The organism is Vibrio sp. M260118 (assembly GCF_036533755.1).
GTDB lineage: Bacteria > Pseudomonadota > Gammaproteobacteria > Enterobacterales > Vibrionaceae > Vibrio.
Genome location: NZ_JATABG010000077.1, coordinates 1 through 11672 on the forward strand (window position 1 = coordinate 1; position 11672 = coordinate 11672).

Annotated in this window: 9 protein-coding genes; 4 read left to right on the forward strand and 5 right to left on the reverse strand. The window is 43.6% G+C overall.

The genetic code is table 11. From position 1 onward, the window contains the following. Positions 1 to 306 (reverse strand): 2-oxoglutarate and iron-dependent oxygenase domain-containing protein (locus QTO00_RS07055; protein ID WP_331423912.1); only part of this gene is annotated, 306 nt, incomplete at its 3' end. Between the two features lie 223 nt (positions 307 to 529). On the opposite strand from QTO00_RS07055, the gene QTO00_RS07060 reads away from it, so the two are divergent. Continuing rightward, a complete protein-coding gene (locus tag QTO00_RS07060; RefSeq protein WP_331423914.1) occupies positions 530 to 1141 on the forward strand; it encodes a DUF2238 domain-containing protein in 612 nt (203 codons plus the stop codon). On the opposite strand, the gene cutA is transcribed toward QTO00_RS07060, so the two are convergent. Further along, a complete protein-coding gene (gene cutA, locus QTO00_RS07065; protein WP_331423916.1) occupies positions 1105 to 1425 on the reverse strand; it encodes a divalent-cation tolerance protein CutA in 321 nt (106 codons plus the stop codon). The two genes, QTO00_RS07060 and cutA, sit on opposite strands and share 37 nt — an antisense overlap. A 9-nt stretch (positions 1426 to 1434) precedes the next feature. Next, positions 1435 to 3495, reverse strand: a complete 2061-nt coding sequence (helD, locus tag QTO00_RS07070) for a DNA helicase IV (RefSeq protein WP_331423917.1) — start codon at positions 3493 to 3495, stop codon at positions 1435 to 1437. Between the two features lie 226 nt (positions 3496 to 3721). Here helD and yccS point away from each other — a divergent pair, with 226 nt between their 5' ends. The 3 genes from yccS (at position 3722) to QTO00_RS07085 (ending at position 7976) form a co-directional block, all read left to right on the forward strand. Then, the gene (gene yccS / locus QTO00_RS07075) at positions 3722 to 5890 is read left to right on the forward strand and encodes a YccS family putative transporter (protein ID WP_331423918.1); all 2169 of its coding nucleotides are present in this window, start codon (positions 3722 to 3724) and stop codon (positions 5888 to 5890) included. A gap of 416 nt (positions 5891 to 6306) precedes the next feature. Continuing rightward, complete coding sequence (locus QTO00_RS07080) at positions 6307 to 6594, forward strand: hypothetical protein (RefSeq protein ID WP_331423919.1); 288 nt, start codon at positions 6307 to 6309, stop codon at positions 6592 to 6594. Positions 6595 to 6716: 122 nt separating this feature from the next. Further along, a complete protein-coding gene (locus QTO00_RS07085; RefSeq protein WP_331423920.1) occupies positions 6717 to 7976 on the forward strand; it encodes a hydroxymethylglutaryl-CoA reductase in 1260 nt (419 codons plus the stop codon). A gap of 33 nt (positions 7977 to 8009) precedes the next feature. On the opposite strand, the gene luxQ is transcribed toward QTO00_RS07085, so the two are convergent. Continuing rightward, on the reverse strand, positions 8010 to 10568 hold the full coding sequence (gene luxQ, locus QTO00_RS07090; RefSeq protein WP_331423921.1) for a quorum-sensing autoinducer 2 sensor kinase/phosphatase LuxQ: 2559 nt from the start codon (positions 10566 to 10568) through the stop codon (positions 8010 to 8012). After that, entirely contained in the window at positions 10568 to 11665 is a 1098-nt protein-coding gene (locus QTO00_RS07095) for an autoinducer 2-binding periplasmic protein LuxP (RefSeq protein WP_331423923.1), read from the reverse strand. Before QTO00_RS07095 ends, luxQ begins: the two co-directional genes overlap by 1 nt. Between the last annotated feature and the right edge of the window lie 7 nt (positions 11666 to 11672).

The window sequence follows — 11672 nt, forward strand, 5'->3', positions numbered from 1 at the left end:
TTTTAGTTCCTCAGGCATCTGGCCCCAAGGATAAGCGTGGAAATACTCTTTAATGTCTTTAACAGTGTGACCTTTAGCAACTTCAGACACGCTAGGTGGGAAATATCCGTCTTGAGTTTCTACATTAAAGTGGAACTCATTTTTACGTTCAGACATAAAAAACTGATACCAGTTTTCATAGATAGATTCGACAAGATCTTTCGGGATCGGATGATTTTTTAATACACCGAACCCCGTTTCACGCAGGGATGCAACAAATAGCTCAGCAGCGTTTTCAGCTTGGTAGTCTACGGTTTCTAATTTCATGCTTTACTTTCTAGTTGTTATATATGTGAACGAACGATTCTAGTTGTGACAATTTAGTAAAGCAAACCCATTCTCTAACGTGATGCGCTTCATGTTCGATAATGTGTAAATAGACTAAATTTCAACATAAAGTGTGAATACGGGCGGCTTTCATCCTCACAAATAATTGAACACTGTTTTATTGAATGGCATTATACGCCTGTTAATGGACAGGAGAGATCCTATGAACCTCAAATTTACCAACTGTTTAGTTGGTTTGACCCTCGTATATAGTGTTATATTTTTGTTTTCTGCCTTCGAGCCTTCCTCGCGTGCAGTATGGATCGCAGAGGTGATACCTGCTCTACTGATACTGGCGACAATTTTTCTCGTATCTCGCCACTATCAGTTTTCCACCACCGCTTATTTGCTAATGTTTATCTGGCTTAGCCTACACACCATAGGGGCGAAATATACTTTCGCTGAAGTACCGTTTGACTGGTTCAATCAAATGATTGGCTCACAGAGGAACAACTTTGACCGCGTTGCTCATTTTTCCATTGGTTTATACGCCTATCCCATCGCAGAGTATTTGACTCGAGCGAAAAAATTAACCGTCGGGATCGCCTTGAGCTACGCTCTGTTCGCGATTATGGCGCTAGCCGCTGGGTATGAGATCATTGAATGGTGGTATGCAGAACTTGCTGGTGATGATGAGGGGATCGCGTTTTTAGGTTCTCAAGGTGATATTTGGGATGCCCAAAAAGACATGCTTATGGACACCCTCGGCGCACTAACTGCCCTAACTCTGTTTAATGTTCAGCAGCGTGTATTCTCTTCTATCCAAGCTAAGTAAGGATTAAAACCTTCTACAAACGGAACTTGAACAATTTGTGGCACTTCATAGTCATGTTCTGCTGCAATAATTTGTTCAAGCTCCGCGTAACACGCCTTTTTGGTTTTCATGATCATCAATGTCTCTTTGTCAGCACATAGTTGATTTTGCCAGACATAATGACTCTGGATTGGCATGGTTTGAATACAAGCTGCCAGTCCTTTTTCTAACACCGCTTGTATGATTCGCTTGCAGTTTTCATCGTTATTTACTGTTGTCAGGACGATACAGTATTGGCCACTCATCGCAGCTCCTTATTTTTGAATAGTAACGGAATAATCGCCTTCGCAAAGCTCTTTGACGAAGCTAGAGCCTGTGCCGTTATATGCGATCCAAACCTTCTTCTTTGCTCGGGTAATCGCAACATAGAACAGTCGTCTCTCTTCGGCATAAGGATATTGATCGCTCGACTGTGTTAGCGCACCATCGATATGTAACGCTTTAACCCTTGCTGGGAACTGGCCTTCATCGACATTCAGTATGAAAACGTAGTCTGCTTCTTTACCTTTACTCCCGTGACAAGTCATAAATTCGATGCTCAAGTTCGGGAAACGCTTTTGCCAATCAGAGAATAGCTCCGGTTTGTGATAATGATTTCTACCCAAAAGCAGGACAGACTGACTAGATTTCGCTTTACCATTTAATTGATCGAGTGTTTTCTCTACATTATTCAGTGGCATTAGAGTAACCGCTTTCGACTTTTGTACTTTATGACTGATTAGCTCTTTATCTAGTTGAGCAGGGTTTTGCAAAATAAACTGGTTTGCAACCTCACCAATCTGGTTATTGAAGCGGTAAGTGGTATCTAAGTGATGAACGGTTGAATGAGGAAAGCGTTGCGCAAAACCTGTCGTCAAATCAACGTCTGAACCTGCAAACTGATAGATTGATTGCCAGTCATCACCTACAGCAAATAGCACACAGCCTTGCCCACTCGCACACAGAGCTTCAATAAGAGCTAAACGTTGCGGCGAGATATCTTGGTACTCATCAACCATAATATATCGCCAAGGCGAAGTGAACTTACCCTTATTAACAAACTCAGTCGCACGGGTAATCATCAGATTAAAATCGATTTGTCCCTGCTCTTTCAATTGCTGTTGCCATGCTTGATAACATGGCCAAACTAAAGATAGCTCGCTGTTTAAGCGTGTATAGTCCGGCAAATCAACCAGTTGCTGTTGTACTGTTTTTTTGTTGGCACCTAACGCCGCCAATTGCATAAGCTGCTTTTCGAGCCATGCAATCAGTTTAGGGTTCTCGACATGGCTACCAAGTTCATCATCGCCCGCTAAATATGCAATAGGCCATTTGGCTAGGTGTTTTTGCCACCGCTTGAAGTTAGTTGGTGTCATCCAGTGTTTCTTCAGCCAATCTACGCACCAACTCAGACGCTGGTTCTCTTCTAGCGCCAATGGCGATATTTGAGCCCCTGCCGGATCAACATGATTAAGGATGTGTAACCCTAACTGATGGAAGGTATTGACCTTAACCCCTTCTGAACTCAGACCTATTTTGTCTTGCAAGCGTTGTTGCATCTCCTGGGCAGCATCTCGTCCAAACGCGAGCATTAGAATCTGTTCTGGGCTAGCAAGATGACTTTGCAATAGGTACGCGACGCGCGCAGTTAGTACACTAGTCTTTCCCGAACCTGCCCCTGCAAGAATTAAGTTGTTGTCATCATTAAGTATTACAGCGCGCCGTTGCGACTGATTAAGGGGAGATGACTCAATCTGCTCAAACAGCACTCGCCAGTTATCGAGTTCTGTTGCTAGCCACTGTTCATTTCTTTGTTCCAATTGTTGATTAGTGTGCTCTATCCAAGGCTGTATCTGCGCCATTCGATTCGGCATACGCAGCATGGCATCACTAAGCGTCATTCCCATGGTTGCAAAATCATCATTGACTTGCTCACGCCACTTATAAACGCTTGCATGTGTGAGAAATGAAGGTTGGATTTTAAAATGAGATATCGCTTCTTCCCATTTCGGAACAAATGCTCTCAGCTGAGTGCATTGCTCATTATGCCATTTTTGGTAAGTTGCGACGGCTCGCCTTGCAAATGAACGACATTTATCAAGCTCCAAACCTTGTACGAGCCAAGCTCTTCGTTTTCCGCTCTCTTCTTGAGCAAAAAACAACAGTCCGCCCCAAACAAGGCCATTTTTCACTTGTACTTGGCCGCTCCAAACACCAAATGGAATGTGCTCTTCGCTTATGTCTGAGCTTAAAATCAATGAATCTGACGTTATTTCAATTTGGTGGTATTCGTTTTGAATAAAGAACTTTGCAGTCTTGTTTGCGCTTAGCTGCATTCTATTTACCTATAATTCGAACTAATCGCATCATAACGCAATTAAAATTGCTTTTGATGAGTTTCAGTTAAAAATCGCTGCTCTAACTTGGTTTTTGATTGCACAACTCCCTCCGATTAGGCTGATTCTTATCCACTAATTGAATGTCACACGCTTTTTCTTAGTATCTTTATTGAGATCAGATCGTTACCATATAACCACTTAAGCATATTTTACCTATTAGATTGTGAATTTAACTAGTCAGCTACGTCACTACTGGGCCAATAAAACCTTCAACTACAGCTTGCTCATCCTAGCTACGCTACTTGGTGTGGTGATTCCTACTTGGTATCTGCAACTTAACGAGCTTATCGTACCCTTGATACTAGGCGTCATTGCCGCAGCACTGGCGGAGAGCGACGACAGTTTTACCGGTCGACTAAAATCCCAATCACTAACACTCATCTGTTTCACGGTCGCCTCGTTCTCGATCGAACTTCTGTTCGAGCTGCCGTGGCTTTTTGCAGCAGGGCTGTTTATCTCGACATTCGCGTTTATTATGCTTGGCACAATTGGGCCTAGGTATGCCAGCATTGCATTTGGTTCATTGCTTATCGCGATTTACACCATGTTAGGAGCCAACGAAACTACAAGCTTATGGTTTCAACCTATCATGTTGCTCACTGGTGCAGCTTGGTATTATTTTGTGTCCATGATTTGGCATGCACTGTGGCCATTACAACCCGTACAACAGAGCTTAGCTAACGTCTTTGTCCAGTTAGGACAATACCTCGAATTAAAGAGCCAGCTATTCTATCCCGTATCCAACCTAACTCCGCAGCCATACCGTATAGAGGAAGCGCGCCTGAATGCAGCAACCGTTAACTCGCTCAACACTTGTAAAGCAACCTTTCTTGCTCGCTCAAAACGCGGTCACGTTGATGGTACAAGCGATCGGTTTTTAAATACCTATTTCCTCGCACAAGACATCCATGAACGCATCAGCTCAACCCACTATCGTTATCAAGAACTCGCGCAGCATTTTGAACGATTCGATATCCTGTTTAGATTTAAGCACCTATTGCAACTTCAAGCTAAAGCGTGTCTCGAAGTCGCTGAAGCAATTCGATTGGGTAACGAGTATCAACACAGTGGCGAATCCATTATCGCTTTAGACGAGCTGCAAAACTCTATGCTCTATTTGCAGCAACAAAACAATCCCCAGTGGCGATCACTGTTGGCCCAACTCGGCTATCTATTTAATAATCTAGCGACTGTTGAAAAGCAACTCAGCAACATCAATAACCCTGATGCCAACCATTTAGACGAAGACGTATTAGATGATACCGAAGCGCACACGCTTAAAGTCATGTGGCAAAGAGTAAGGTCGAATTTCACTAAAGATTCAATGCTGTTTCGCCATGCTGTGCGTATGTCTATCGCACTCACTATAGGCTACGGATTTATACAGCTATTTGATATTGAGCGAGGTTATTGGATTTTGCTCACCACTCTATTTGTCTGCCAACCTAACTACAGCGCCACACGACAAAAACTGGTTGCACGTATTGTCGGTACATTTGTCGGCATTTTGATTGGTGTCCCTTTGCTAACCTTGTTCCCCTCGCAAGAGAGCCAACTGCTGGTTGTAGTTATATCAGGCGTCGCGTTTTTCGCGTTTAGATTGGCCAACTATGGCTACGCCACCGGATTTATAACTGTTCTAGTCCTATTCTGTTTTAATCAGCTTGGACAAGGTTTTGATGTCATTCTGCCACGCATTGCAGATACATTAGTTGGTTGTATTCTTGCTGTCTCTGCGGTCACTTTTGTTCTACCTGATTGGCAGTCAAAGCGTCTGCATAAAGTGATGGCCGACGCGATTGCAGCAAACCAGCGCTATTTAGGACACATTATCGGCCAGTACCGTGTAGGTAAGAAAGATAGCTTGAACTACCGCGTCGCAAGACGTAATGCTCACAACCAAGACGCCAACTTAACTAGCGCTATTACTAACATGCTTGCCGAACCCGGACGTTATGTGTCAGCGATCGACGAAAGTTATCGCTTCCTTACCTTAAACCACGCCCTGCTAAGCTATATTTCCGCATTAGGTGCACATAGAACGCGCATTGGCGATGAAGTCACTCACAAACTTATTCTTGATTCGCACCGTGTCATCCACCAACACCTTGAACTGTTGTACAAACAACTAAACGACAACTGCGAGCAGTGTGATAGTAGCGAGTTTGACGACCCAATCTTAGAACAGAAATTATCTGAGTGGCGCGACGAAGACGGTAGCTCGGCTCGGATGGTTCTACAACAACTCCACTTGGTGTATCGAATGCTTCCGGAATTGCACTCTTTGGCTAGTAAATTTGCCGTTCGAGTTAGTCATAAGAGTGATAGCTAAGCACCCATTGGCTATGTTTGTGAAAATTTATATAACGACCTTGCATAGCCCTAACATCCCCTGACATTATTCGGACAAAATATTGTCGCCGTCAAAATACACTCCTCTGTATGGTATTTCTTACAAGTGCGAAGCGATGAAGGATAACATCACTCACCTGTATGGAACTCAATTTACAACGGTTGGCAGGTCCCAAACTATGACACCCAAGCAATTTGAAACAATGAAGGCACAGCTTAAGAGCCTCACTCCTCAACAGTTACGCATGCTACGTGGCGAAATAAATAGCAAGCTAGATCACAACGGGGGATCTATTGTAAGCGATGAGGAATTAGAGATGATCGCGAATTTATTTAGCTAGCACAACTTGCTCAAAAAGCAAACAAACCTTAAACTTTAATTAAGGGAGGTGCTATATGGCGGTTTCTGGTATTCAATCCGGTTATCAAATTATTGATATGTCATCAAAGATGGCCGAAGAAGCTTCGCGCGAAATCCAGGATAATCAGCAGGCTCTATCCATACCTAAAGACAACACCTATGACTTTAACCAAGTCGAGTTCAAGGTTTCTACACCACCATCTGATTCTAATATTGACGCCTTAACCAAGCTTACTAGTGCTGAGCAATACAGTAGAATCGGTACCAACGTGATCCAGCGTGACCAAGAGATGATCGGTACCCTGCTTGATATACATGTGTAGTGACGCACCGCGGTTATCTAGATTGATGAAACACCCAACAAATTGTAGCAATCCATTAAGCAACCATTGTGTTCGCGCTACTATCCGCTAGAATGCAGGCAAATTTTCTGTTTTAAACTTCGATGCCAAAATTAAACCTCTCACGAAAAGATCACTCCACCTTCAGTCAACATGACTCTAACCCGTCTACATTAGAACAAAAGCTCAAACCAAGATCCGACAGGCCCCTCGTTAGGCTCACTCCTAGCCCATATATTTCTTACAAGAATATCGAAAAACGTTGGTCTAAATTGGATACGTTGACTGATCGAGAGCTACTGCTTGATGAGCAGACTCAAAACCATGCTGACCTGTACAACAAAAACATAGAACATTTTATTGGCACGGTTAAACTGCCAGTCGGCGTAGCAGGACCACTGCGTGTCAATGGACTATATGCGAGTGATGATTACCTTATCCCACTTGCTACTACGGAAGCGGCTTTGGTGGCCTCATACAACCGAGGGGCACAAATTATCACTCAATCAGGTGGTGCTAGCTCGATGTTGATCAATGAGGGTGTCACGCGTACACCGGTATTCATGTTTTCCTCTTTAAGAGAGGCGGGTCAGTTTGTCGCTTGGGTCGTGACCCAGTACGATCATTTTAAACATATTGCTGAATCGACCACCGCTCATGGTAAATTGCATGACATAAATGTGAATATCGAAGGTAACCGAGTTTATCTTGTATTTGAATACCATACTGGTGATGCTTCTGGCCAAAATATGGTGACCATTGCTACGAATGAAGTGTATCGCTTTATTCTGTCCAGTTCCCCAGTTGAACCATGCGAAGCATTTTTAGACGGTAATTTATCTGGTGACAAGAAACCCAATGCCCACAGCCTACGCCATGTAAGAGGTAAAAAAGTAACTGCGGAAGTCAACATAGACAGAGAGCTAGTTGAAAAATACCTACATACCACGCCTGAAAAAATGACTCGTTTCGGTCAAGTGACAACCACTGGTTCAGCACTAAGTGGGGGAATTGGCGTCAATGCCCACTATGCCAACGCTCTTGCAGCGTTATACATCGCCTGTGGCCAAGACGCTGCGTGTGTCGCTGAGTCGGCAGTGGGAATTACCCGCATGGAAGTGAATATGCATGGCGGGTTATACGCATCAGTCACTTTACCCAACTTGATGGTTGGTACGGTGGGCGGCGGTACTGGACTACCGACCCAGAAAGCATGTTTAGACATCATGAAGCTATACGGAAATGGTAAAGCAAAAGCCCTTGCTGAAGTCGCTGCTGCACTTTGTTTAGCGGGTGAGCTGTCAATTGTCGGTGCATTTTGTGCAGAGCACTTTTCCCGAGCACACCAAAAACTTGCTCGTTAGATATCGGCTATTAAAGTCGACTGAGTATCGAATTTACACTTCACTACTCACAGGCGGAATATAGTGGTGATCTTTAAAGTAGATAAACGCTTTATTTAGCGCCACTTCCTTAATCGGTTTGACAATCACATAGCTGGCGCCTGCACGTAGGAATTCATTCTTGGTCTCTTTCATTCCATCGGCTGTACAAGCATAAATGGGCACGTCAAGCTCAAGTTCATTTCGAATCAGCTTAGTCGCTTCAATCCCACTTAGGTTAGGCAATTGATTATCCATCAAGACCAGCTCTATCGTTCTATCTGCTTTCAATGCTCCTATTGCGCTTAACCCATCTCCAACCCAAGTTACTTTCATGCCATATTTTTCGCAGAAAGCCCGCGCAATAAATGCATTGGTTTGGTTATCTTCGACCAATAAAACGTGGATTTGCTGCTCAAATAAGCTAGCAGGCTCAATCTCTAGCGTACTCTTACTTACTTCTTTGTTCAGCCCAATTTGAACAGGAATAACAGCGGTAAACTCAGTGCCTTTATCCAGGTCGCTATCAACTTCAATCTTTCCGTCCATCAAGTTAACTAAACTGTGGACAATAGCCAAACCAAGCCCACTCCCCCCATATTCGCGGGTTGTGGTTGACTCTGCTTGAACAAAAGGTTCGAAAATATCTTTTAATCGATTGCTATCGATACCGATACCCGTGTCACAGACCCTTATCAATAATTTACTTACATCATCTTCTTGCTGACTAAGCAGATCGATTTGAACTTTACCCTGTTGAGTAAATTTCACCGCGTTGCTTACCAAATTAAAGATAATCTGGTTTAAACGTACTTGGTCGCTGTAAACATATTGCTGTTGGGTAATATTGCTATTCACAACAAAATCAACACCCTTAGCATCGCACAATGGTTTAAAGATCTTATCAACCGTGCTGGTCAGTTCGATTAAACGAAATTCACTGTTTTCGATATGGAACTTGCCCTGCTCAATTTTGGAGAAATCGAGAATATCATTAAGAACTGCCAGTAAGTGCTCGCCGCTGTTACACAACACCTCCATGTGTTCCACATCTTGCTCGTTTTCCATTTTTCCTTTGAGCAATTGGGAAACACCGAGTATACCATTGAGTGGTGTCCTTAGTTCATGGCTCATCCGAGCAAGAAAATCAGCTCTCGCTCTCGCCGATTCTTCTGCCTGCTCACGCGCGCTTTCACTTTGCCGCTCTGCCTCGATAAAGCTCGTGATATCCTGTCCCTGCGCCATGATATGGGTGATGTGGCTGTCATTGAAGATAGGCGATAAGTTCCAACGAAAGGTTTTACCCGCAATAGTCGTATTAATACCAGTCAGTGTCGCACCCTGAGCACACATCTTAATATGTGGCGACAAGCTAGTGATCAGTTGTTCTTGACTTCCACCAGTGTGAAACGTTCGCTCTGCTGCTGGATTAAAACGTTCAAGTTCACCTTGAACATTCCATAGCGTGATCGGTGAAAGCGAAAAGTTAAGTAACTCACTAAACTGTTGCTCTTGTTCGTTGAGTCGCTTGAAAGATCGCTCAAACGACATCCCGATTTTGTTAAATTCATCAATCGCCGAGCCGGAAAACTTAGTCACTTTCTGATCTTTAATACTCGTGTCTGTATAGTGCATTAAGCTCTGTAACTCTCTTGAAACTCTTTTACCTAGCCATACGCGCGTATATATAGCAATGCAAATAATCAGCAGGGTTGTAATTGCGATCCAAACATAATGGCTACGAACAAAGCCCCTAATGTGCTCATTGCTTTGAATGGTATAAACAGATAAAAAGGTTGGAACATCGTTGATGGTCAAGTCAGTACGTGAAACCATGTATGCACTACTAGTAATATCCTGTGACGACTGCTCCAACCAATTAATATGACGAATATTATGATCTTTCGTGGTCGCGGCAATAACTTCAGAACCTACCGCCAACAGTACTTCATCAGCATTACTACTTTGGGCAAATGAGTTAATGAGTGAAAAACTGTTATTCAACACGAGACCAATATACAGATAAGCAATCACCTCTCCGGTTTCGACATCGATTACAGCGGTTCGTCGTAATGCAAGGTAACGTACCCCTAACGACGATGGTGCTTGTGAAATATACCAACTGGCCCCAGTGACCATATCATCGCTCATCTGCTCAATATGTTGGTCGGATAAGCCATAAAATTGATAATTGGAGTCATCCCAAATGATTTCATTTTCCACCTGGATAAAGCGAAAATCGGGGGCGAGATCGGGTGAATGTTGATCCACGCTATTGAAGAATGCCCCCAAAGCTTGCGCGTCTCGCGAGCGAACAGCCTCAACCAAAGTGTTGGTTCGGCTATAGCTATCTTGGGTAATCTCAAGCGAATTAACTTGAATATTAAACGTCTGCTGAATAAGACTCTGCGTTTGCAGCTTAGTGCGTGCCACCTCCTGAGCCACCACATCGCGATTAACTTGGTAGTTTTGTAAAACCAATACCACGATCAAAACACCAATACTCAAGAAGATAGAATTGGTTAATATGGTGGCAAGTTGACGCTTTCTAACGCGTGCTTTATGTACTGCCATTATTGGTCAGAGTACCTAAAAGCGCGCTGTTTAAGATTTTCTATTCGGATAGAGCTATCCTTACTTGTGACTAATTCAAAGTCTCCCGAATACACCAATGGTACATCACGACCTTCGAGATCCCACTTAATGGCTTCAGCCATAGCGATGCCTGTATCGTCGTTCATTCGCATAACAGTAACGTCTAAGGTGCCATCACGCAGCGCTTCAAGTTCTGCAGTGCCTCCTCCCCATCCGTTGAGCAATATATCGCTCCTACCCATCTCCTTAAGCGCGTCAGATGCTCCAAGAGCGACATCTGTCGAACACGCATAGATAAAATGCAAATTGGGTTCTTTGTTCAATGCGACTTTTGCCGCTTCGTAACCAGAATCTCTCGTCGCTTGAGTGTAAAAAGACGATGAGAGTTTGTATGTGTCATGGTGACTCATCTCTTCGATAAAGGTATCGCCACGCGCATCACTCACGTAGCCCTCTGAGAAGTAGAGTACCGAATAACGACTCTCTTTCGGCGCGATATCTTTATAGTAGTCCTGAATGATTCGAGTGCCTTTAATGTGATCAAAACCTACATACATAAACGGTTGCTGTTCATCCCAAGCGCGAACGGGCGTGGTTATATTCTGCAAAATCAGTTTAGTGTCCGTCGAGCCAAGCACATGCTCGATAAATTTGCGATGTCTTGTGGTGTCCAAAGTAAAGATTAGATAATCGGCCTTATTTTGAATTGCTTCTAACAAGGATAAACTTTGTTGTCGAACATCAACATTTGGCCGCGTGAACACCTGGTTAATCTCATAGTTAACCCCCAGTTTCTCTAAGCGATATTCGAAAGCCTTGATGTTTCTGATCCAGTAGTCAGAGACCTGCTGGCCAGGGTATACGACGGAAATCGAAATGGGCTTAGACTGAGTTGATATCAGCGGTGTTGGGTAACTGCGTACTGCTTGAGTTAGCTGTTCGGTTAACTTTTTTTGCTGCGGGTGTGCGTCAAGGTAAGCGTCATATTGCCAATAGCCGTTGAGCACTTGGGTGATGTGTGCCGACGCAGAAAATGAAAATAATGCAATTAGAGGCAATATTATTTTTTTAGCCATCTAGTTC

Excerpts from the sequence above, each read along its gene's own strand:
- QTO00_RS07060 (WP_331423914.1), top strand. The coding sequence starts at position 530 with ATGAACCTCAAATTTACCAACTGTTTAGTTGGTTTGACCCTCGTATAT.
- cutA (WP_331423916.1), bottom strand. The coding sequence starts at position 1,425 with ATGAGTGGCCAATACTGTATCGTCCTGACAACAGTAAATAACGATGAA.
- helD (WP_331423917.1), bottom strand. The coding sequence starts at position 3,495 with ATGCAGCTAAGCGCAAACAAGACTGCAAAGTTCTTTATTCAAAACGAA.
- QTO00_RS07080 (WP_331423919.1), top strand. The coding sequence starts at position 6,307 with ATGGCGGTTTCTGGTATTCAATCCGGTTATCAAATTATTGATATGTCA.
- QTO00_RS07085 (WP_331423920.1), top strand. The coding sequence starts at position 6,717 with ATGCCAAAATTAAACCTCTCACGAAAAGATCACTCCACCTTCAGTCAA.
- luxQ (WP_331423921.1), bottom strand. The coding sequence starts at position 10,568 with ATGGCAGTACATAAAGCACGCGTTAGAAAGCGTCAACTTGCCACCATA.
- QTO00_RS07095 (WP_331423923.1), bottom strand. The coding sequence starts at position 11,665 with ATGGCTAAAAAAATAATATTGCCTCTAATTGCATTATTTTCATTTTCT.